The organism is Azospirillum brasilense (assembly GCF_008365405.1).
GTDB lineage: Bacteria > Pseudomonadota > Alphaproteobacteria > Azospirillales > Azospirillaceae > Azospirillum > Azospirillum brasilense_D.
Genome location: NZ_QOKV01000001.1, coordinates 98,811 through 119,640, shown reverse-complemented (window position 1 = coordinate 119,640; position 20,830 = coordinate 98,811). Strand labels below are relative to the sequence as shown.

The window sequence follows — 20,830 nt, the reverse complement described above, 5'->3', positions numbered from 1 at the left end:
ACGGCTACCCCAGCAACCCCGTCATCACCGCGCGAAGCTGCGCCGGTCGCACCGGCTTGTTCAGCACATGGCAGCCCCTGGCCTGCGCCTCCTCCACCACCTCCGCGGTGCGGTTGGCGGTGATCAGGACGGACGGCAGATCCGCCCCGCAACGCTCGCGCACCCGCGCGATCTCGGTGAAGCCGATCACCCCGTCATCCAGGTGATAGTCGGCGAACAGCACGTCCGGCGCCACCGCCCCCAGCCCAGCCAGCGCCTCGTCGCCGGACGCCGCGGTGGCGACGCTGCACCCCCAGCCCTCCAGCAAGGCGCGCATGCCGGCCAGGACCGCCGGCTCGTTGTCGATCACCAGCACCCGCGTGCCGGCCAGCCGGTTCGAGGCGGTCTGCACCGGCGCCTCCAGAGCGCGCACCGGCCGGGCGTAGCGGCCGAAGGGCACCGTTACCGCGAAAACCGAGCCCCGGCCCGGCTGCGAGCGCACGGTGATTGGATGGTCGAGCATCCGCGCCACCCGCTCCACGATGGCGAGGCCGAGGCCCATGCCGCGCACCCGCTCGTTGGCGCAGGGCGTGTCGAGGCGGCGAAACTCCTGGAAGATTTCGCCCAGCTTGTCGGCCGGCACGCCGGGGCCGGTGTCCCACACCTCGATCCGCAAGCCCTCGCGCGTCCGCCGGCAACCGACCAGCACACGCCCGGCGCCGCCCTTCGCCCCCCTCCTCGCCTGGGTGTAGCGCAGGGCGTTGGACAGGAAATTTTGCAAAATCCGGCGCAGCAGCCGAATGTCGCTGCGCACCACAGCGTGGCTGGGAACGACGCAGAGGTCCAACCCGCGCTCCTTCGCCACCGCCGCGTATTCGGTGGCCAGCGCGCCGAACAGGCTCTTGATCGGGAAATCGGCGATCTCCGGCCGCACCGCCCCGGCGTCCAGCTTGGAGATGTCCAGCAACGCCGACAGCAGGTCCTCGACCGAGGCCAGGGCGACGTCGATGTTGTCGACCAGCCCGCGGTTCGGCTCCGGCTGCTCCAGGTCGCCCAGCGCCGAGACGAACAGCCGCGCCGCGTTCAGCGGTTGCAACAGGTCGTGGCTGGCCGCCGCCAGGAAGCGCGTCTTGGACAGGTTGGCCTGCTCCGCCTCCGCCTTGGCCAGCCGCAGGGCCTCCTCCGCGGCGATGCGCTCGGCGATCTCCTGCTGGAGCTGGCCGTTGAGGCGGGTCAACTCGGCGGTGCGTTCGACGACGCGGCGTTCCAGGCTGTCCTTGGCGTCGGCCAGCGCCTCCGCCGCCATGCGCCGCTCGGTGATGTCGTGGATCAGGCCGAAATAGCCCAACACCTCCGGCTTGCCGCCGCCGCGCCGCTCGCCAAAATGCGGGATGTAGGTGGCGACGGCGTAGCGCGGCGACCCGTTCTCGCCCGGCAGTTCCAAATCGAAGGTCACCTCCTCGCCGGCCAGCGCCCGCAGCACGTAGGAGCGCCGCACCTCGTAATAGAGGTCGCCCAGCGCCGCCCACATGGGCTGGCCCTCGATCTCCTCGCGCTTGCGGTTGAACCAGCCCTCGTAGGCCTTGTTGACGAAGCGGAAGCGCTGCTCGGCGTCGACATAGGCGATCAGCGCCGGCACGGCGTCGGTGACCAGCCGGATGCGTTCCTCGCTGTCGCGCAGCGCCTGCTCGGCACGCTTGCGCTCGGTGATGTCGGTGAAGGTCAGCACGAAGCCGCCGCCCGGCATGGGGTTGCGGCTGATCTCCAGGACCGTGCCGTCCAGCCAGGGCTGTTCGACGAGGCAGCTCGGCATCATCAGCGCCTTCAGCGACAGGCCGCGGTCGCCGAGCGCCGCATGGTGCAGCACGAAGTCGGCGAAGCCCGCCCCGCGCTCCGCCACGTTGGCGGGCAGGCGCAACAGGCCGGTGAAGCGCTCGTTCCAGGCGACCAGCCGCTGGTCGCGGTCGTACACCCCGACCCCCTGGGCGATGTTGTCCAGCGTCGCCTGGAGGAGCGCCGACTTCTCGGCCAGCTCGCGCTCGCGGCGGCGGGTCTCATGCTCCTTGATGTCGGTGATGTCGGTGTAGACGCCGACCACCCCGCCGTCGCGGGTGCGCCGCTCGTTCACCTGGACCCAGCGCCCGTCGGCCAGCCGGTATACGTAGGGACCCTTCAGAGCCCGGTGCTGGGCCAGCCGTTCCGACAGCCAGCGGTCGGGCCGCGGGTAGGCGTCGGCGATGGTGCGCGAGGAGGCCGCCAGCTCGGCGATCTCCTGGAAGCGGATGCCCGGCAGGATGCGGTCACGGATTTCCGGCCACAGGGCGAGATACTTGCTGTTGCACAGCACCAGCCGATCGTCGCTGTCGAAGATGGCGAAGCCTTCATTGACGGACTCGATGGCCTCCGACAGGCGGCCGCGCATGGTGTCGGCCAGCTCCTTGGCGCGGGCCAGCGCGCGGTGGCTGTCCTCCAGCTCGCGCAGGGCGCGCTCCAGCTCCAGCGTGCGCTCGCGCACCTTCTGCTCCAGGACGATGGCGGTCTGGAACAGGGAGAAGGCGCCCCCCTGCACGTCCATCGACCGCTCCACCCGGTCCATCAGCACTTGGTTGATGCGGCGGAGCTTGGCGTTCTCGCGCTCCAGCGCCTCCAGCCGGCTGCGCTCGTCGGATGAGGGCGGATGGGTGGCGAGCGGCGGTTCGGCGGGTGGGCGGGACGGTTCCCGCCAGTCGAAGATGAGCGTCATCGCGCACCTATCGCGACACCGGTGAAGGTCTGGTTGACGTGCATGGCGTTGTACTGCTCGCCGTAGGCGCAGAAGCCGATGACGTTGTGCCGCGCCAGCGCCGCCGACATGACGTGCTTGAGCTGCCGCTGCTCCAGCTCCAGCCGGCGCAGGATGCAGTCGCAGCCGAGCACGAGATCCGGCGGCCCGCCGACCTCCGCGGCCAGCTTGCGCATCATCTCCTCAAGATTTTCCACGGGGTCGACGCCGCGGGCGACGGTCAGCACGATCCCTTCGTCGATGGCGCAGTAGAAGGTCAGGCTCTCGTCGTCGTTGACCTTCTGGATGGAGCGGACATGGTACTCGCCCCCCACCCGCACGACGACGGGATAGGCGGCGAAGATCAGGGGGGTCAGCGGCTCCCCCTCCAGCCCGACCATGCGGGCGTACTCGCGGCCCGCCGGCTCGGCGTTGATCTCGGTGACGATGCGGCGCTGCGGATCGGCGCCGGTCACCACCATCTTGGCGTCGGACGCCACGAAATGCTCGGTCCGGAAGACGACGAAGCGGCGCGCCGTGGTGACCAGCATCAGCACGGCGGCGTTGGTGTGGAACCGCCCCTCGTGCAGGACGAAGGTGCGCTCGAAGCGCAGCTCGTCCCCGGCGGAACCGCCGAACAGCGGGATGTCCATCAGCACGCTGTGCAGCGCGCTGACCACCATCTCCTCCGCCCGCGACATGCCGTCGATCATCAGGAAGGCGAAGCTGCCATGGTCGGGGAAGGCCTCGGCGCGGGCGGCCAGCGCGACGTCGCGCTGCTCCATCAGGCTGCGCAGGACGCGCGGCGCGTCGGCGATGGAGAAGCGGTCGAGGTCGTCGATGCGCTGGGTGGCGATGGTGAAGTCGGCGCGCGGAAAGCCGATCCCGACCAGCGACCCGGCGGCGTAGCCGAAGGGCGTGATCTCGCCCGCCGTGGTGCAGCCGACCACCGGCACCGGCCCGAACAGCTCGGCCAGGGCCGCCGCCAGTTCCACCCGGTCGTAATGGGCGGAGCAGAAGACCAGCACCATCTCCAGCTCCGCCGCGGCGGCGGGGTTCCGTCCGCACAGCCCCTCGAACAGGTCACGTGCGGCGGCGCGGGCGTCCTCCGCCATCGAGACGGCCCGCGGCAGGGACGGGCTGGTCGCGGGAGAACTGGGCGGAGCATCGGAGTGGAGAGCGTCCGAGGCCGGTTGGCTGGTCACAATGCGGGTCCCGAAAAGCAACGGCATGGCATCCATCACCCCAAGCCGCCCCCCTATGCGCGAAACGCGGGTCGGGGACCGTGGGCGGATGACCTATAGGTTACTTCAGCGCCGCCCGCCGGGCAAAGCCGGCGCAAGGGTGCGGGCATGCGACCATGGTCTAAGAACGAAAACGGGATTGTTTCCCACGCGCCGAAAAAGGCGCCTTCCGCCGTCGCGGAAAGCGCCTGAGTTCGGTTCCATATGCACCGCCACGCGGGGGAGCCGGTCTGAACACGGATCAGACCGCCCGGGGGCCGTGCCGACTGGGAAAGCCCCAAAGTCGAATCCTGCATACCGCATTCCACGGAACAGCGCTATGCTTTTTTCGTCATATCGTGCGGATCGGAACGCAGCGCCTCCACCTCGCCATCGGAGAACAGGCGGGAACGGGTGAGGAAGCGCACGCCCTCCGGCGCCTCCAGCGAGAAGCTGGCGCCGCGGCCCGGCACCACGTCGATGATGAGCTGGGTGTGCGACCAGTATTCGAACTGCGCCGCCCCCATGTAGAAGGGACAGCCCCCGATCTCGCCCAGCCGGACGTCCTGCCCGCCGGGGCGGAACTCCCCGTCCATGAAGCACATCGGCGCGCTGCCGTCGCAGCAGCCGCCGGACTGGTGGAAGAACAGCGGCCCGTAGAGCCCGCGCAGCTTTTCGATCAGCGCCAGGGCCGCCGGTGTGGCGACGACTCGTTCGACCATGGGCGGACGCTCCCAGAAGAAAGCCGGCCGGAAATGAATCCTGCCGTAAGAGAGAAAAAGGGCCGGAAGCCGAATGGCCGCCGGCCCAAGGTCATCAGGGAGGAGACAGGACGGTTAGAAGAAGCCCAGGGCCTTCGGGCTGTAGCTGACCAGCAGGTTCTTGGTCTGCTGGTAGTGGTCGAGCATCATCTTGTGCGTCTCACGGCCGATGCCCGACTGCTTGTAGCCGCCGAAGGCCGCGTGGGCCGGGTACAGGTGGTAGCAGTTGGTCCACACGCGGCCGGCCTGGATGGCCCGGCCCATGCGGAAGGCGCGGTTGCCGTCGCGGCTCCACACGCCGGCGCCCAGGCCGTAGAGCGTGTCGTTGGCGATGGCGAGCGCCTCCTCCTCGGTCTTGAAGGTGGTCACGGACACCACCGGCCCGAAGATCTCCTCCTGGAAGATGCGCATCTTGTTGTGGCCTTCGAAGACCGTCGGCTGGACGTAGTAGCCGCTCTCCAGCTCGCCGCCCAGATGGGCGCGCTCGCCGCCGATCAGCACCTTGGCGCCCTCGGCCTTGCCGATGTCGATGTAGGAGAGGATCTTCTCGAGCTGGTCGATGGACGCCTGGGCGCCGATCATCGTCGCGGGGTCGAGCGGGCTGCCCTGCTTGACCGCGCCGACGCGGGCGACCGCCCGCTCCATGAACTTGTCGTAGATCTTCTCCTGCACCAGGACGCGCGACGGGCAGGTGCAGACCTCGCCCTGGTTCAGCGCGAACATGGCGAAGCCTTCCAGCGCCTTGTCCAGGAACTCGTCGTCGTCGGCCATCACGTCGTTGAAGAAGATGTTCGGCGACTTGCCGCCCAGCTCCAGCGTGACCGGGATGATGTTCTCCGCCGCGTACTGCATGATCAGGCGGCCGGTCGTCGTCTCGCCGGTGAAGGCGATCTTGGCGATGCGCGGGCTCTGGGCCAGCGGCTTGCCGGCCTCGATGCCGAAGCCGTTGACGACGTTCAGCACGCCGTCGGGCAGCAGGTCGCCGATGATCTCCATCATGACCATGATGGCCATCGGAGTCTGCTCGGCGGGCTTCAGCACGACGCAGTTGCCGGCGGCCAGGGCCGGGGCGAGCTTCCACACGGCCATCAGCAGCGGGAAGTTCCACGGGATGATCTGGCCGACGACGCCCAGCGGCTCATGGAAGTGATAGGCGTAGGTGGTGTGGTCGATCTCCGCGATGGTGCCTTCCTGGGCGCGGACGCAGCCGGCGAAGTAGCGGAAATGGTCGATGGCGAGCGGTAGGTCGGCGTGGGTCGTCTCGCGGATCGGCTTGCCGTTGTCCAGCGTCTCGGCCAGCGCCAGGACGTCCAGACGCTCTTCCATGCGGTCGGCGATCTTGTTGAGGACGCGCGCGCGCTCCGCCGGGGAGGTGCGGCCCCAGGCGTCCTTGGCCTTGTGGGCGGCGTCCAGCGCCTTTTCGATGTCTTCCGCGGTGGAGCGGGCGACCTCGCACAGCGGCTTGCCGGTGATCGGGGTCAGGTTGGTGAAATACTGGCCCTTCGTCGGCGCCACCCACTGGCCGCCGATGAAGTTGTCGTAGCGCGGCCGGATGGCGACCTGCTTGCTGAGCGTTTCCAGGGCCTGATGGATCACGGCGGTTTCCTCCCGAAGCGGATTGCCCGAACTGAAATTCGTGGAATGGCGTTTGGCGGGTTGTGCGCCCTGTGTCCGTTCGTCCGATGATCGGTATCCGTCACAGCGCCCCGCCGTTATCGCGGTTTCGGGGAAGGCCGGTAAATTCGACTTTGGTTGCAGAAGCTGGACGGTTCAGATTCGGGTCCGACCGCCGGGCGGCAGATGATACCTTGGGCGGAGACCCTTCCGTTCCCCGGCGAGACTCCAGGACATGACGACCGACATCCGGCTGCGCTTCCTTCACCCCTCCGGCGCCATCGGACCCGGCAAGGTGTCCCTGCTGGAGGAGATCGACCGCACCGGTTCGATCTCCGCGGCGGCGCGGGCGCTCGGCATGTCGTTCCGCCGCGCGTGGTTTCTGGTGGAAACCATGAACTCCGCCTTCCGCGAGCCGGTGGTGCGCACCAACGTCGGCGGACGGGAGGGCGGCGGGACCGGCCTGACCGCCTTCGGCCAGGAGGTGATCGCCCGCTACCGCCGCATGGAGGAGGAGGCCCGCCGCGCCGCGGCGCCCCATCTCGCCTGGCTGGACGAGGCGCTGAAGCCGGAAGCGGTGCTTGAAAAGGGCGCGGACTCCGCTGATCCAAAGTCCAATGGTCCGGACTCCGGCGATCCGTAAAGTCTCCCTCGACGCCGCGACCTTCCGCCGCGGCGAAACGAAGGAGGCTCCCGACCCATGCGCACCGCCGCCCGAACCGCCGCCCGCACAACTCTGGCCGCCCTGATCCTTCTTGCCGCGGCGCCGCTCCCGGCCCTGGCCGACGGCGATCCGGCGAACGGCGAGAAGCTGTTCCGCCAGTGCAAGGCCTGCCACACGGTGGAGGCGGGCAAGAATCGCGTCGGCCCCACGCTGCACGGGCTGTTCGGGCGGAAAGCCGGCGCGGTGGACAGCTTCGCCAACTACTCCGAGGGGCTGAAGGCCTCCGGCATCGCGTGGGACGCCAAGACGCTCGACCCCTATCTCGCCAACCCGAAGGCGGTCATCGCCGACAGCCGCATGGCCTTTGCCGGGGTCGCGAAGCCGGAGGACCGCGCCGACCTGATCGCCTATCTGGAATCCGCGACGAAGTGAGCGTCAGCGGGACGGGAACCGCGGCGGCGCCCATCTGTTGCCCGGTTTCCATTCCCGCAGCCGGAGAACGGCCATGACCGACGACACCGCAGGACAAAAAGGTGCCGAGCCCAAGGACATTCACAAGACCGACATCGAGCCTCTCTGCGACGAGCAGAGCGGCGGCGGCGGGTCCAACCCGGACACGCGCTACCGCGGCATGCCCGGCGGTCATCCCGGCGGTTCCCGCGACGGCGACTGCGATCCGGTGGCGCGCGCCGATCCTGAGAGGGCGGAACCGGACACCGCCGAGTCCGGAAACAAGCCCACATCCCGTTAGGCCGATGGCGTAGCCTTTCCGGGGCCGCCCCGAATTGGTCGTAGCCGCTGGCCCGGTCCCCCGCTAAAACAGGGGCTCCCTCACCGGCACAACACGGGCTGCGACCGGCATGCTGAAGCGCCTTTACGACTGGACGATGGCCAAGGCGGCCTCGAAGAACGCCACCACCTGGCTGGCGGGGGTTTCCTTCGCGGAAAGCTCCTTCTTCCCGATCCCGCCGGACATCCTGATGGTGCCGATGGTGCTCGCCAACCGGCAGGCCGCATGGCGGATCGCGACCATCTGCACGCTGGCCTCGGTGGTGGGCGGCATCGCCGGCTACATGATCGGCTTCTTCCTGTACGAGGCCATCGGCAAGGCGGTCATCGACTTCTACCACCTGGAAGCCCAGTTCGAGACGCTGCGCCATACCTTCGTCGAATACGGCGCGGAGATTCTCATCATCAAGGGCATGACGCCCATCCCCTACAAGCTGCTGACCATCACCGCGGGTGTGGCGAAGCTGAACATCTGGGTGTTCATCGGCGCTTCGATCCTGTCGCGGGCCATCCGCTTCTATCTGGTCGCCGCCCTGCTCTACTGGTTCGGGGAACCGGTGCGCGCCTTCATCGAGAAGCGGCTGACGCTGGTCACCACCGCCTTCGCCGTCGCGCTGATCGGCGGCTTCCTGGCGATCAAGCTGATCTGATGCACGGCAACCCAACCACGGGACCGCGACGCCGGACCGTCCTTTCCTGTTGATGCCGCATCGAGGCGTCAATGGGAGAGGACGGATGGACAGCGTGCGCGGGGCCGTGGTGGTCATCACCGGCGCGTCGAGCGGAATCGGGCGGGCCACCGCCCTGACCTTCGCGCGGGAAGGCGCCCGGCTGGTGCTGGCCGCCCGGCGGGAGGCCCTGCTCGGCGAGGTGGCCGAGGAATGCCGGGAACTGGGCGGCGAGGCCGAGGTGGTGCCCACCGACGTCACCGACGCGGAAGCCGTCCGTCGGCTGGCCAACCGGGCGGTGCAACGGTTCGGCGGCATCGACGTCTGGGTGAGCAACGCCGGGGTCGGCGCCGTCGGGCGGTTCGAGGACACCCCGCTGGAGGCGCACCGCCGCGTCGTCGAGACCAACCTGTTCGGCCCGCTCTACGCCGCCCACGCCGTGCTGCCGCTGTTCCGCCGGCAGGGCCATGGGGTGCTCATCAACACGGTGTCGGTCGGGGCCTGGGCGCCCGCCCCCTACGCCGCCGCCTACGCGGCCAGCAAGTTCGGGCTGGAAGGGCTTCTGGAAAGCCTGCGGGCGGAGCTGGTCGACGCGCCGGGCGTTCATGTCTGCGGCGTCTATCCCTTCTTCACCGACACGCCGGGCATGTCCCACGGCGCCAATTACACCGGCCACCAGCTGGACGCGGAAAGCCCCTTCTACGACGATCCGCAGGACGTGGCGGACACCGTGCTCGCCGTGGCCCTGCGCCCGCGCGCCCAGGCGATGGTCGGGGCGATGACCCCGCTGACCCGGCTGGGGCACGCTGTGGCGCCGCGCCTGATGGAGAAGATCGCCGGCCACGGCGCCCACCGCCATTTCAGCCGGACCCCGCCCGCCGCCGCGAGCGACGGCAACCTGTTCCGCCCGGTGGAGCGCGGTCGCGGCGTCACCGGCGGCTTCCGCACCCCGCCGCCCGGCTGGGTGTCGCCGCTGCTCGTCGCTGGGGTCGCGGCCGCTGCGGCGGCGGCCTATGCCGGCTACGCGCGGAGCAAAAACGGAAACCACTGAGGGCTTTGAGTTCGGGGACGGGTTGGTCCAGAATGCCGGCCCGTTCCCGCAAGCCCCCGAGTCTATCATGCCGAAGCCGACGACCCCGCGCGGCCGTCCGCCCGTCCCTTCTCCTGCCCGCCCTTCCCCTGCCCGCTCCTCCCGTCCGGGTCCGGCCCGCGCCGGCAAGGACGTCCGCCGGGAGGAACCGCGGGAGGAGCCGGGAAAGCTGTTCCGCGTCGCCGGCCTGTCGGCCGTCTCCGCCTTGTTCGCCCATGACGCGGCGCGCGTGGAGCGGCTGTTCTTCGAGGAGCGGCTGAAGGCGAAGACCGGCGACTTCTGCAAGGCGATGGCCGCGGCGCGCAAGCCTTACCGCATGGTGGAGGCCGACGAGCTGGCCAAGGTCGCCGGGACGGTTTTGCACGGCGGCGTCGTCGCGCTGATCGCGCCGCGCCCGGTCCCCGCCTTCGACATCGAGGCGGCGAAGCGCTGGGCGGTGGACGGCCAGCCGCTGCTGATCCTGGACGGGGTCGGCAATCCGCACAATCTGGGCGCCATCCTGCGCACCGCCGCCTTCTTCGGCCTGCGGCGCGTCGTGGTGTCGGACCATCCCGGACAGGCCCTGCCGTCGGAGTCCGCCTACCGGGTGGCCGAGGGCGGATTCGAATGGGTGGAGCTGTACCGGGCGGCCAACCTGCCGGCGGTTCTGAAACGGCTGCGCGACTCCCACCGGGTGGCCGGAACGGCGCTGGGCCGGGGCCGGGCGGCGGTCACCGACCCGGCGGTCCTCGCCATGGGGGATCGGCCCGCCGCCATCGTGATGGGCAACGAGGAGGACGGGCTTCCGCCCGCCACCCTCGCCGCCTGTGAGGACGTCCTGACCCTGCCCGGCACCGGCCGCATCCAGTCGCTGAATGTCGCGGCGACCGCGGCCATCCTCATCCACGCGCTGGCGAAGCCGGGCTGAGAGCCGGACCTCAGCCCCCCAGGGCGATGATCAGCACCAGCGCCACCACGATGACCGAGACGACGGGCAGCATGTCCACGCCGCCGCGGTCCCAGGTCGGCGCCCGGCGGGAGCCGTGATGCGCGCCGTGGGCATGGCCCAGCCCATCGTCGGCCCAGCCATGTTCGGACGGGCGGGCGCCGGGTGCGGAGACGGCGGGAGCCGCCGGGCTGGCGATGGTGACCACCCCGGCCCCGCGCTGGTAGTCGCCGCCACCGCCACCGCGCGGGCGCTTCAGCCGCTCGTCGGTCAGCTCCACGTCGATGCCCGCGGCCTCCAGCCGCTCCACCACCACGGCGACCTCCTCCGGGGTCATCGTCTCCACCGGCACGTCCTTGCCGAGCTGCTCGACGCTGAGCCGGTTGCCGTGCTGGCGTCCCTTGTCAATCAGGCGCTGGAGGGTGGCGTCGTCGATCGTCATGGTTCTCTCCCCGCGGTTCCACCTTGGACTGAACATTCCGAAGGGTAAACACGCGGGGCCGCGGAAGGCTCCCGCGCAAAGGCGCCGACTTGCCTCCGGGGCGGTGCGACCCGACATAATCCCCAAATCCTAACGCCATCGGAGAGGCCGAGATGCTCGGAATGTTCATGCGCAAGCCCCTGGCGCTGCCCAGCGCGGAGGAGGCGTTGCCCGGACGCGACACGCCGGTTCCCGTGCCGCCGCGCCACCACGTCAACGGCAACCCGCTGACCCCGCCCTATCCGGAGGGGCTGGAGGTCGTCGACTTCGGGCTCGGCTGCTTCTGGGGGGCGGAGCGCAAGTTCTGGAAGGTGCCGGGCGTCTGGACGACCATGGTCGGCTATCAGGGCGGCCACACGCCCAACCCGACCTACGAGGAGGTCTGCTCCGGCCGCACCGGCCACACCGAGGCGGTGCGCGTCGTCTACGACCCGGCCAAGGTCGGCTTCGAGGAGTTGCTGCGCGTCTTCTGGGAGGCGCACGACCCGACCCAGGGCATGCGCCAGGGCAACGATGTCGGCACCCAGTACCGTTCGGCCATCTACACCCACACGGACGCCCAGCGCGCCGCCGCCGAGGCCAGCCGCGAGTCCTACCAGGCCCGTCTGGAACAGGCCGGTTTCGGCCCGGTGACGACGGAGCTTCGCGAGGCCCCGCCTTTCTACTACGCCGAGGACTATCACCAGCAGTATCTGTCCAAGAATCCCGCGGGCTATTGCGGGCTGGGCGGCACCGGGGTGACCTGCGCGGCCTGACGCGGCCCCGCGGTGCGGGGGCGAACCATGGAGACACGGTCCCGCCTCCCACTGCGGCATCCGGGCGACAGGGTTAAGCCGGCTTGAACGGGGCGGTCCCTTGCGGTTGCGCCTGCCCGTCCCTTCCGGGTATGGTTCCGGCGGTCCATGAAAGCTCCAGGGGGTAGCCCCGCGGGGCGCCGCCCGAGAATTCCGCGCCCAATCCATGATCAAGGAAAGAACCGAGCTGGCGACGCCGCACCTGAGCGGCCTGCTTGACTTCTGGCTCACCAAATGCATCGGCGGGAAGCCGCCGGCGTCCAGCACCATCGCCCCGGCCGACCTGCGGCCGTGGAAGGATAATATTGTGATTTTCGAGGTCATCGGCGACGACGACTTCGTTTATTCCTATTACGGCCAGTCGCTCGCCGCAGCCTTCGGGCATTCGCGCCTGGGCGCCACGCTCGACGATCTGCCGGAAGAGCAGTTGGCCATCCTGCGCCCCGAATACGCCTCGCTCCTGCGTGAACGGCTGCCGGTCGCCCGCGTCTACACCGCCGATTTCAGCGGCGTCATGCGGACCTGGGAGCGCCTGGCCCTGCCGATGTCCAGCGACGGCGAGACCATCGACAAGATCCTGGTCGCCGCCTACGAACTGCCGCCGGACGAGCCGCCCTGCGCCGTGCTCACCCCCGACGCGGCGGAGGATGAGGCGGAGGTGGAGATCGACATTCCGGACGATGACGGGCCGGACGATGACGGGCCGGACGATGGCGGGCCGGACGATGGCGGGCCGGACGAGGGAGCCGACATCGACGACGATACGGACGGGACCGCGGACACCGAGACCGAAACCGAAACCGACGACACCCCCGACGACGACGCCGAAGACGGCGAGTCCTTCTCCACCGAACAGAAACCGGGAGCCCCGGCATGACGCCGCGCACGCCCCACCTGACCGCGCCCGTGACCCAGTCGGGAGTCGTCACCGCCGACGAGTTCAATCTGTGGTGCGCGCTGAACGGCCGCCCCTTCAACCTGATCCCCAACACGCGCCCGGACGGGCGGCTGCTGTGGGACGTGGAGGTGCTGCCCGGAACCCCGCGCGCCGGCACGGTCTATTCGACCAACCTCGGCGACGAGGCGCTGGCGGTGGTCGCCGGCTTCGCCTTCCTGTCCGGCGTCGAGTGGGCCTATGAGGCGCGCCCCGCGGAAACCGCTGTCCCGGCCCCGGCCCCGACCCCAGCTTCGGATGCGGCCGTGGACGCGCCTGCGGACGTGGAAGACGTCCTCATTCCCGACGCCGAGGATCTGCCCGAGGACCTGTCCGAGGAAGCGGAGTCGGAAGAAGCCGGGGACGACACCTTGGCCTATGAGGACGACGCGGAGGACACCGACGTCCTCGACGATGGCGGCGACGATGACGGCAACGACGGCGACGAATCCGACGAGGATGCGCTGCCCATCGGCGAGGGCGATCTCTACGCCCTGCCCGGCACCGCGCTTCTCCAGAATCCGCCGCCGCGCCCGCCGCAGCAGCATGACGAGACCGTCCTGGCCCGCAACGCGCGGATGCTGGAGACGGTGCTGCGGAACTTCCGCGTCCGCGGCGAGATCATGGATGTGCGCCCCGGCCCCGTCGTGACGCTCTACGAGTTCGAGCCGGCGCCGGGCACCAAGTCGGCCACGGTCATCAACCTGACCGACGACATCGCCCGCTCGATGAGCGTGGTCACCGCCCGCATCGCCATCGTGCCGGGCCGCAGCGTGATCGGCGTGGAGCTGCCGAACCCGGTGCGCGAGATGGTCTATCTGCGCGAGATGTTCGACCACGCGGCCTTCGCCGAGTCGCAGGCCCATCTCGCCATCGCGCTCGGCAAGGACATCAGCGGGGAGCCGGTGGTCGCCGACCTCGCCCGCATGCCGCACCTGCTGGTCGCCGGCACCACCGGTTCGGGCAAGTCGGTCGCCATCAACACGATGATCCTGTCGCTGCTCTACCGGCTGCCGCCCGACCGTTGCCGCTTCATCATGGTGGACCCGAAGATGCTGGAGCTGTCCGTCTATGACGGCATCCCGCATCTGCTGACCCCGGTGGTGACCGACCCGAAGAAGGCGGTGATCGCGCTGCGCTGGGCCGTGCGCGAGATGGAGAGCCGCTACGAGGCGATGTCCAAGCTCGGCGTGCGCAACATCGAGGGCTACAACGCCCGCATCGCCGAGATGATCGCCAACGACGAGCCGATGCCCCGCCGCACCGTTCCCGGCGAGGCCGAGGCCGTCTTCGACCTGACCCCGCAGGAACCGACGCCGCTCCCCTACATCGTGGTCATCGTGGACGAGATGGCCGACCTGATGCTGGTCGCCGGCAAGGAGATCGAGGCGGCGATCCAGCGGCTGGCCCAGATGGCCCGCGCCGCCGGCATCCACCTGATCATGGCGACGCAGCGCCCGTCGGTGGACGTCATCACCGGCACCATCAAGGCCAATTTCCCGACCCGCATCAGCTTCCAGGTCACTTCCAAGATCGACAGCCGCACCATCCTGGGCGAGGCCGGGGCGGAACAGCTTCTCGGCCAGGGCGACATGCTCTACATGGCCGGCGGCGGCCGCATCACCCGCGTCCACGGCCCCTTCGTCTCCGATTCGGAGGTCGAGGAGATCGTGCAGTGCATCAAGTCGCAGGGCGCCCCCAACTACGTCACCGCCATCACCGAGGAAGAGGAGGATGCGGTCGCCGACGAGGATGACGAGGGCGGCGGCACCAACTCCGGCGACGACCTCTACATGCAGGCCGTCAACCTCGTGGTGCGCGAGGGCAAGGTGTCGGTCAGCTTCATCCAGCGCCAGCTCCAGATCGGCTACAACCGCGCCGCCCGTCTGGTCGAGCGGATGGAGACGGAGCGCGTGGTCGGCCAAGCCAACCACCAGGGCAAGCGCGAGGTTCTGCTGTCCCCCGCCGGCCTGTCGGCCAAGCGCGCCGGGGTCTGAAAACAGGAGACGGGGCGATGAAGGCGCATTTCGAACGGTTCGCGCGCTACAACCGCTGGGCCAACCGCCGCCTCTACGCGGTGGCGGCCGAGCTGTCGGACGCCCAGTACCGCGAGGACCGCAGCGCCTTCTTCCGCTCGGTGCGGGGCACGCTGAACCACATCCTGGTGGCCGACCGGGTGTGGCTGCGCCGCATCGAGGGCGACGGGCCGACGCCCTTCGCCCTGGACGAGATCCTCTATGACGGCTTCGACGATCTGCGCGCCGCCCGCGAGGCGGAGGACGAGCGCCTCATCCGCGTCGTGGCGGCGCAGGAGGAGGCCCGCTTCGCCACCGACCTCCACTACCGCTCGCTGGCCGGGCAGGCCTTCACCATGCCCTTTTCCGCGGTGCTGGCCCATGTGTTCAACCACCAGACCCACCACCGCGGGCAGGCGCACACCCTGCTGACGCAGTTCGGGCTGGCCGCGCCCAGCATCGACTTCGCCTATTTCCTGTTGGACAAGTAGGCCCGCCGGACCGTCACTCCGGCCCCTCACATGCGCGACGGCGACAGGCGGAACTCCACCACCCGGCTGCTGTGGGCGAGCTTGTCGATCAGTTCCATCGGGTCCGGCGTGCCGTTGGCCTGGAGCGTGAGTTGGTACTCCAGGTGGCCGCTGCCATTGCGCAGGTGAAAGGCCCAGGACACGATCTCGTAGCCGTGCTCCAGCGCCTTGGCGCGAATCGTTTCCGCCGGGGGAGCGTGCGCGCGTTCGAACACCAGCATCACCTGGACCACCGTGTGGTGGGGCAACACCGCTTCCAGCCGGCGGAAGGCGCTCATCACCAGGATGACCAGCAAGGCGGTGCCGATGGCCGCGGCGTAGAAGCCCAGCCCGATGGTCACCCCGATCGCCGCCGCCGTCCAGATCGACGCCGCGGTGGACAGACCGCGGATGGAGAAGCCCTCCCGCATGATGACCCCGGCGCCGAGGAAGCCGATGCCGGTCACGATGCCCTGGACGACCCGCGTCGGATCGCCGCCCGTGCCGCTGCCGATGCCGCCGTACCACAGGCCGGGATAGGCGTTGACCACGGTCAGCGCCGTCGAGGCGAGGCAGACCAGCGCGTAGGTGCGCATCCCCGCCGCCCGCCCGTGGAAGGAGCGCTCGTAACCCATCAGGATGCCGAGCACCAGCGCCCCGGCCAAATGAAGGAGGATGACGCCATTGGCGATCAGTTCGGCGTGCGACCAATAGGCGGACAGATTCAGCATGGCCCCTCCCCCGGGACGCCCGGTTCCAGGAGACACAGTGTAGCGCCGATCGGTTGGCGAAGGATTGCCCTATCCCAGGGCGCCCAGAGTCCAGCGGGCGAGCAGGGCCACCAGCATCCCCTCCGCCGTGGCCAGCATCAGCCGCAGCATCAGGCTCACGAGGTCGGTGAAACGGTCGCGGCGGGGAAACACCTCGGCCAGCATGCCGGTGACGGCGCGGCGCAGGTTCAGGCTGACCAGCCCGATCACCAGAGCCACGGCGGCGGTGCCGACCACATAATAGAGCGCGCCCTTCCAGCCGGCGAAGCTCTGCGGGTGTTCCAGATAGAAGAGCGTGCCGACGACGATCCAGACGGCGGACGGCCAGACCCCCACCATGTCGGCCCCACCGGCCGGCTTGGCGCCACCGGGCGCCGATTTCGGGGCTTCGGAAGGCGGCCCTTCCGGCGGGGGTTGCGCGTTCCAGGGCACCGCGGCCTCCGTCAGCCCCCGGGCACGTGCCGGAAGGCCAGCACGCGGGCCGGGCGGCCGTCCTCGTCGGCCAGCGGCAGCAGCAGTTCGACGAAGCGCGCGCCCGGCAGCATCGGGTCGTCGCGCACCAGAAGACCGCACGGTTCCCCCGTCTCCAGGCAGGCGCGCAGGTCGGCGTTGAAACGCTCCGCCGCTTCGGCGGGGTGGCAGTCGCTGACCGGGCGCGGCACCGCGCGCTGCCCGATCCGGCGCTGCACCGCCCGTCCGCAGGCACGGTAGAGGAAATCCTCGCCGCCGCGCAGCGGCTCCATCAGGCACAGGCGCGGCACGCATTCGCGGATCTGGGCGGTGTCGATGTCGCGCGCTTCCGGCATCGGACGCCCTTGGCGGACCCGCCGCCAATGGACGTAGAGCAGGCTGGCGATCTGCGGGATCTGGTCGAGATCGAGCGGCTCCGACCGGCAGACCGGCGGCGCGGGCGGCGGCGGAACGGCGGGTGCCGCGGCCGGGACCACGCGCACCGGTGCGGCCGCCACGGCCTCCGGCACCGGCTTCGCGGCGGCGGGAGCCGGGCGGCCGGCGAAGACCGGCTGGCGCTCCGGCCGCCCGCCATGCTTCTTCAGCATCGGCAGCGGCGCCCAGGTCGGGCAGGTGTGGTAGGAGCGCGTGACCTTCCGGTAATCCTGGCTGGTCGCCGTCCGGCACTCCCCCTCCGCGCTGTAGCGGTCGACATGGACGAGCGTGTTGTCATCCGACAGGGCGCGGTCGCCCCCCCACGAAACGCAGGCGGCGCAGGCGCGGCTGTCCTTGGCGAAAGCGTGGGTCATCGTCGGGTGCGAACTCCGGAGGCGGTCAGGACGAGTGTGCGGGCTTCTCCCGCTGGTGAAGATCGGAAACACCGGGGCTCCGGCGCACCCCGATTGATGACGCCCTTTCGGCGCAGGTTCAAGCCTTGCCTCGCCGCCCGCTGGCGATGTTTCAGACATGTGGCCCGCGCATCATCCCACCCCTTCCCCTGCTGCGCCTTGTTCCCTATAAAGAGGCCTCGCAACGACATATTGATCCGTGCCCCCTCACACCCGCGCCCCTGCCAAGGGGCCAATGGCGCGAGGGGGCTTTTGCTGCACGAACGTCGAGAAGCGGACCCATGCCCAAGCGCACTGATATCAAATCCATCTGCATCATCGGCGCGGGGCCGATCGTCATCGGCCAGGCTTGCGAGTTCGATTACTCCGGCGTCCAGGCGTGCAAGGCGCTGCGCGAGGAAGGCTTCCGCGTCATCCTGGTCAACTCCAACCCGGCCACCATCATGACCGATCCGGGTCTGGCCGACGCCACCTACATCGAGCCGATCACCCCGGCCGTGGTGGCGAAGATCCTGGAGAAGGAGCGCCCCGACGCCCTGCTGCCGACCATGGGCGGCCAGACCGCGCTGAACACCGCCATGGCTCTGTCCGACGACGGCACGCTGGAGCGGCTGGGCGTGGAGATGATCGGCGCCAAGCGCGACGTCATTGCCAAGGCCGAGGACCGCATCCTGTTCCGCGACGCCATGGACAAGCTGGGCCTGGAATCGCCGCGCTCGCGCCTCGTGCGCAACATGCAGGAGGCGACCGAGGCGCTGGAGTTCGTCGGGCTGCCCGCCATCATCCGCCCCAGCTTCACGCTGGCCGGCACCGGCGGCGGCATCGCCTACAACCGCGCCGAGTTCGAGGATATCGTGCGCGGCGGCCTGCGCGCCAGCCCGGTCGGCGAGGTGCTGATCGAGGAATCGGTGCTGGGCTGGAAGGAGTATGAGATGGAGGTCGTCCGCGACAAGGCGGACAACTGCATCATCGTCTGCGCCATCGAAAACATCGACCCGATGGGCGTCCACACCGGCGATTCGATCACCGTCGCCCCGTCGCTGACGCTGACGGACAAGGAATACCAGATCATGCGCAACGCCTCGATCGCGGTGCTGCGCGAGATCGGGGTGGAAACCGGCGGTTCCAACGTCCAGTTCGCGGTCAACCCGGCGAACGGCCGCCTGATCGTCATCGAGATGAACCCGCGCGTGTCGCGCTCCTCCGCGCTGGCGTCGAAGGCCACCGGCTTCCCGATCGCCAAGATCGCCGCGAAGCTGGCCATCGGCTACACGCTGGACGAGCTGACCAACGACATCACCGGCACCACCCCGGCCAGCTTCGAGCCGACGATCGACTACGTCGTCACGAAGATGCCGCGCTTCACCTTCGAGAAGTTCGCCGGCACCGAGCCGCTGCTGACCACCTCGATGAAGTCGGTGGGCGAGGCGATGTCGATCGGCCGCACCTTCCAGGAGTCGGTGCAGAAGGCGCTCCGCTCCATGGAGACCGGCCTGACCGGCTTCAACGAGGTGCGCATCGGCGACAGCGACACGCCGGACGCCTCGGCCATCCGCGGCGCGCTGGCCCGCCCGACGCCGGACCGCCTGCTGGTCATCGCCCAGGCCTTCCGCCACGGCTTCACCGTCGCCGAGGTCCAGCAGGTCTCCAAGTACGATCCGTGGTTCCTGGAGCAGATCAAGGCCATCGTGGACCGCGAGCAGGCGATCCGCAGCGGCGGCCTGCCGACCGACAAGGCCGGCTGGCAGTCGCTGAAGCAGATGGGCTTCTCCGACGCCCGTCTGGCCGAGCTGGCCGGCACGAGCGAGGGCGAGGTCGCCGAGGCCCGCCGCGCCGCCGGGGTCACGCCGGTCTTCAAGCGCATCGACACCTGCGCCGCCGAGTTCGCCTCGCGCACGCCCTACATGTACTCCACCTACGAGACCGACGGCACGGGTGCCGCCGAGTGCGAATCGGACCCGACCGAGAAGAAGAAGGTCGTCATCCTGGGCGGCGGGCCGAACCGCATCGGCCAGGGCATCGAGTTCGACTATTGCTGCGTCCACGCCGTCTACGCGCTGCGCGAGGCCGGCATCGAGACCATCATGGTCAACTGCAACCCGGAGACGGTGTCCACCGACTACGACACCGCCGACCGCCTGTATTTCGAGCCGCTGACCGCCGAGGACGTGATCGAGCTGGTCCGCGTCGAGCAGCGCAACGGCACGGTGCTCGGCTGCATCGTGCAGTTCGGCGGCCAGACCCCGCTGAAGCTGGCCGACGCGCTGGAGAAGGCCGGCATCCCGATCCTCGGCACCTCGCCGGACGCCATTGACCTCGCCGAGGACCGTGAGCGCTTCCAGAAGCTGCTGCACCAGCTCGACCTGTTGCAGCCGGCCAACGGCCTCGCCCGGTCGCTGGAGGAGGCGGAGACGGTCGCGGCGCGGATCGGCTTCCCGGTGGTCATCCGCCCGTCCTACGTGCTGGGCGGACGCGCCATGGAGATCGTCCACGACATGGCCGGGCTCAAGCGTTACATGGGCAATGCCGTGAAGGTGTCGGGCAAGAACCCGGTGCTGATCGACAGCTACCTGCAGGACGCCATCGAGGTGGACGTCGACGTGGTGGCCGACGCCACCGGCCAGGTCTACATCGCCGGCATCATGGAGCACATCGAGGAGGCCGGCATCCATTCCGGCGACTCGGCCTGCGCCCTGCCGCCCTACTCCTTGCCCGCCGAGACCATCGCCGAGATCGGCCGCCAGGGCGAGGCGCTGGCCCGCGCCCTGCACGTCGTCGGCCTGATGAACGTCCAGTTCGCGGTGAAGGACGGCACGGTCTACATCCTGGAGGTCAACCCGCGCGCCAGCCGCACGGTGCCCTTCGTCGCCAAGGCCACCGGCACCGCCATCGCCAAGGTCGCCGCCCGCGTCATGGCCGGCGAGACGCTGGCCGACTTCACGCTGAACGGTCCGACCCCGCCGCACACCGCCGTGAAGGAGGCCGTGTTCCCCTTCGCCCGCTTCCCCGGCGTGGACATCGTGCTCGGCCCGGAGATGAAGTCGACGGGCGAGGTGATGGGCCTGGACCACAACTTCGCGCTGGCCTTCGCCAAGTCGCAGCTCGGCGCCGGCGTCACCCTGCCGGTCCAGGGCACCGTCTTCATCTCGGTGAAGGAGCGCGACAAGCCGTCGGCGGTGCAGATCGGGCAGAAGCTGCACGCCATGGGCTTCCGCGTCCTGGCGACCACCGGCACCGCGGCGGCGCTGCGCCAGGCCGGCGTCCCGGCGGAGTCGATCAACAAGGTGGTGGAGGGCCAGCCGCACATCGTCGACGCGATGATCAACGGCGAGGTGCATCTGGTCATCAACACCACGGACGGCGCGCAGGCCCTGTCCGACAGCTTCAGCCTACGGCGCACGGCGCTGACCTACAACCTGCCTTACTACACCACCATGGCCGGTGCACGCGCGGCGGTGGAAGCGATTGCCGCACTCCGGAACGGCAGCCTTGAAGTCGCGCCGTTGCAGTCGTACCTTAGCGGTTCCTATTAGGACGGTTTACGGCGCGGCGGAC

General features: G+C 69.5%; 19 protein-coding genes. 11 read left to right on the top strand and 8 right to left on the bottom strand.

What is annotated here, in order from left to right; all coding sequences use genetic code 11:
- Positions 1 to 4: 4 nt before the first annotated feature.
- From DS837_RS32480 to adh, 4 genes are all read right to left on the bottom strand, one after another.
- Positions 5 to 2,722: a NahK/ErcS family hybrid sensor histidine kinase/response regulator gene (locus tag DS837_RS32480; RefSeq protein WP_149162985.1), complete on the bottom strand. Its 2,718-nt coding sequence runs from the start codon at positions 2,720 to 2,722 to the stop codon at positions 5 to 7.
- Positions 2,719 to 3,972, bottom strand: coding sequence for a nitric oxide-sensing protein NosP (gene nosP, locus DS837_RS00550; RefSeq protein ID WP_149162984.1), 1,254 nt, complete (start codon positions 3,970 to 3,972; stop codon positions 2,719 to 2,721). Before nosP ends, DS837_RS32480 begins: the two co-directional genes overlap by 4 nt.
- Positions 3,973 to 4,301: 329 nt before the next feature.
- On the bottom strand, positions 4,302 to 4,685 hold the full coding sequence (locus DS837_RS00545) for a DUF779 domain-containing protein (protein WP_149162983.1): 384 nt from the start codon (positions 4,683 to 4,685) through the stop codon (positions 4,302 to 4,304).
- Between the two features lie 114 nt (positions 4,686 to 4,799).
- Entirely contained in the window at positions 4,800 to 6,320 is a 1,521-nt protein-coding gene (adh, locus tag DS837_RS00540) for an aldehyde dehydrogenase (protein ID WP_149162982.1), read from the bottom strand.
- Between the two features lie 253 nt (positions 6,321 to 6,573).
- On the opposite strand from adh, the gene DS837_RS00535 reads away from it, so the two are divergent.
- The 6 genes from DS837_RS00535 to DS837_RS00510 all read left to right on the top strand — a co-directional run bounded on the left by DS837_RS00535 (position 6,574) and on the right by DS837_RS00510 (position 10,456).
- Positions 6,574 to 6,981 (top strand): winged helix-turn-helix domain-containing protein, encoded by a 408-nt coding sequence (locus DS837_RS00535; RefSeq protein ID WP_149162981.1) that lies wholly within the window; start codon positions 6,574 to 6,576, stop codon positions 6,979 to 6,981.
- Between the two features lie 57 nt (positions 6,982 to 7,038).
- Complete coding sequence (locus DS837_RS00530) at positions 7,039 to 7,434, top strand: c-type cytochrome (RefSeq protein ID WP_149162980.1); 396 nt, start codon at positions 7,039 to 7,041, stop codon at positions 7,432 to 7,434.
- 73 nt (positions 7,435 to 7,507) lie between these two features.
- Positions 7,508 to 7,753, top strand: a complete 246-nt coding sequence (locus DS837_RS00525) for a hypothetical protein (RefSeq protein ID WP_149162979.1) — start codon at positions 7,508 to 7,510, stop codon at positions 7,751 to 7,753.
- Positions 7,754 to 7,862: 109 nt separating this feature from the next.
- A complete protein-coding gene (locus DS837_RS00520; RefSeq protein ID WP_145677520.1) occupies positions 7,863 to 8,441 on the top strand; it encodes a YqaA family protein in 579 nt (192 codons plus the stop codon).
- Between the two features lie 85 nt (positions 8,442 to 8,526).
- Complete coding sequence (locus DS837_RS00515; RefSeq protein ID WP_149162978.1) at positions 8,527 to 9,510, top strand: SDR family oxidoreductase; 984 nt, start codon at positions 8,527 to 8,529, stop codon at positions 9,508 to 9,510.
- Positions 9,511 to 9,577: 67 nt separating this feature from the next.
- On the top strand, positions 9,578 to 10,456 hold the full coding sequence (locus DS837_RS00510) for a TrmH family RNA methyltransferase (RefSeq protein WP_247889703.1): 879 nt from the start codon (positions 9,578 to 9,580) through the stop codon (positions 10,454 to 10,456).
- 10 nt (positions 10,457 to 10,466) lie between these two features.
- On the opposite strand, the gene DS837_RS00505 is transcribed toward DS837_RS00510, so the two are convergent.
- Positions 10,467 to 10,916: an RNA polymerase sigma factor region1.1 domain-containing protein gene (locus tag DS837_RS00505; protein ID WP_149162976.1), complete on the bottom strand. Its 450-nt coding sequence runs from the start codon at positions 10,914 to 10,916 to the stop codon at positions 10,467 to 10,469.
- Positions 10,917 to 11,068: 152 nt separating this feature from the next.
- Between DS837_RS00505 and msrA the strand changes: the two genes are divergently transcribed.
- The 4 genes from msrA (at position 11,069) to DS837_RS00485 (ending at position 15,189) form a co-directional block, all read left to right on the top strand.
- Entirely contained in the window at positions 11,069 to 11,710 is a 642-nt protein-coding gene (gene msrA / locus DS837_RS00500; RefSeq protein WP_211102029.1) for a peptide-methionine (S)-S-oxide reductase MsrA, read from the top strand.
- A 205-nt stretch (positions 11,711 to 11,915) separates the two neighbouring features.
- On the top strand, positions 11,916 to 12,626 hold the full coding sequence (locus tag DS837_RS32305) for a PAS domain-containing protein (RefSeq protein WP_211102027.1): 711 nt from the start codon (positions 11,916 to 11,918) through the stop codon (positions 12,624 to 12,626).
- The gene (locus DS837_RS00490; RefSeq protein WP_149162975.1) at positions 12,623 to 14,680 is read left to right on the top strand and encodes a DNA translocase FtsK; all 2,058 of its coding nucleotides are present in this window, start codon (positions 12,623 to 12,625) and stop codon (positions 14,678 to 14,680) included. The genes DS837_RS32305 and DS837_RS00490 overlap by 4 nt, the downstream gene beginning before the upstream one ends.
- 17 nt (positions 14,681 to 14,697) lie before the next feature.
- Entirely contained in the window at positions 14,698 to 15,189 is a 492-nt protein-coding gene (locus DS837_RS00485) for a DinB family protein (protein ID WP_149162974.1), read from the top strand.
- A gap of 26 nt (positions 15,190 to 15,215) precedes the next feature.
- On the opposite strand, the gene DS837_RS00480 is transcribed toward DS837_RS00485, so the two are convergent.
- The 3 genes from DS837_RS00480 to DS837_RS00470 form a co-directional block, all read right to left on the bottom strand.
- Entirely contained in the window at positions 15,216 to 15,938 is a 723-nt protein-coding gene (locus DS837_RS00480; RefSeq protein ID WP_149162973.1) for an MgtC/SapB family protein, read from the bottom strand.
- A gap of 69 nt (positions 15,939 to 16,007) precedes the next feature.
- Positions 16,008 to 16,316 (bottom strand): hypothetical protein, encoded by a 309-nt coding sequence (locus tag DS837_RS00475; protein WP_170295695.1) that lies wholly within the window; start codon positions 16,314 to 16,316, stop codon positions 16,008 to 16,010.
- Between the two features lie 104 nt (positions 16,317 to 16,420).
- The gene (locus DS837_RS00470) at positions 16,421 to 17,236 is read right to left on the bottom strand and encodes a PAS domain-containing protein (RefSeq protein WP_149162971.1); all 816 of its coding nucleotides are present in this window, start codon (positions 17,234 to 17,236) and stop codon (positions 16,421 to 16,423) included.
- A 320-nt stretch (positions 17,237 to 17,556) separates the two neighbouring features.
- Between DS837_RS00470 and carB the strand changes: the two genes are divergently transcribed.
- On the top strand, positions 17,557 to 20,808 hold the full coding sequence (gene carB, locus DS837_RS00465) for a carbamoyl-phosphate synthase large subunit (RefSeq protein ID WP_149162970.1): 3,252 nt from the start codon (positions 17,557 to 17,559) through the stop codon (positions 20,806 to 20,808).
- Positions 20,809 to 20,830 lie beyond the last annotated feature (22 nt).

What these genes read in the sequence shown, in the direction of transcription:
- DS837_RS32480 (WP_149162985.1), bottom strand. Translation starts at nt 2,722, where the DNA reads ATGACGCTCATCTTCGACTGGCGGGAACCGTCCCGCCCACCCGCCGAA.
- nosP (WP_149162984.1), bottom strand. Translation starts at nt 3,972, where the DNA reads ATGCCGTTGCTTTTCGGGACCCGCATTGTGACCAGCCAACCGGCCTCG.
- DS837_RS00545 (WP_149162983.1), bottom strand. Translation starts at nt 4,685, where the DNA reads ATGGTCGAACGAGTCGTCGCCACACCGGCGGCCCTGGCGCTGATCGAA.
- DS837_RS00535 (WP_149162981.1), top strand. Translation starts at nt 6,574, where the DNA reads ATGACGACCGACATCCGGCTGCGCTTCCTTCACCCCTCCGGCGCCATC.
- DS837_RS00530 (WP_149162980.1), top strand. Translation starts at nt 7,039, where the DNA reads ATGCGCACCGCCGCCCGAACCGCCGCCCGCACAACTCTGGCCGCCCTG.
- DS837_RS00525 (WP_149162979.1), top strand. Translation starts at nt 7,508, where the DNA reads ATGACCGACGACACCGCAGGACAAAAAGGTGCCGAGCCCAAGGACATT.
- DS837_RS00520 (WP_145677520.1), top strand. Translation starts at nt 7,863, where the DNA reads ATGCTGAAGCGCCTTTACGACTGGACGATGGCCAAGGCGGCCTCGAAG.
- DS837_RS00515 (WP_149162978.1), top strand. Translation starts at nt 8,527, where the DNA reads ATGGACAGCGTGCGCGGGGCCGTGGTGGTCATCACCGGCGCGTCGAGC.
- DS837_RS00510 (WP_247889703.1), top strand. Translation starts at nt 9,578, where the DNA reads ATGCCGAAGCCGACGACCCCGCGCGGCCGTCCGCCCGTCCCTTCTCCT.
- DS837_RS00505 (WP_149162976.1), bottom strand. Translation starts at nt 10,916, where the DNA reads ATGACGATCGACGACGCCACCCTCCAGCGCCTGATTGACAAGGGACGC.
- msrA (WP_211102029.1), top strand. Translation starts at nt 11,069, where the DNA reads ATGCTCGGAATGTTCATGCGCAAGCCCCTGGCGCTGCCCAGCGCGGAG.
- DS837_RS32305 (WP_211102027.1), top strand. Translation starts at nt 11,916, where the DNA reads ATGATCAAGGAAAGAACCGAGCTGGCGACGCCGCACCTGAGCGGCCTG.
- DS837_RS00490 (WP_149162975.1), top strand. Translation starts at nt 12,623, where the DNA reads ATGACGCCGCGCACGCCCCACCTGACCGCGCCCGTGACCCAGTCGGGA.
- DS837_RS00485 (WP_149162974.1), top strand. Translation starts at nt 14,698, where the DNA reads ATGAAGGCGCATTTCGAACGGTTCGCGCGCTACAACCGCTGGGCCAAC.
- DS837_RS00480 (WP_149162973.1), bottom strand. Translation starts at nt 15,938, where the DNA reads ATGCTGAATCTGTCCGCCTATTGGTCGCACGCCGAACTGATCGCCAAT.
- DS837_RS00475 (WP_170295695.1), bottom strand. Translation starts at nt 16,316, where the DNA reads ATGGTGGGGGTCTGGCCGTCCGCCGTCTGGATCGTCGTCGGCACGCTC.
- DS837_RS00470 (WP_149162971.1), bottom strand. Translation starts at nt 17,236, where the DNA reads ATGACCCACGCTTTCGCCAAGGACAGCCGCGCCTGCGCCGCCTGCGTT.
- carB (WP_149162970.1), top strand. Translation starts at nt 17,557, where the DNA reads ATGCCCAAGCGCACTGATATCAAATCCATCTGCATCATCGGCGCGGGG.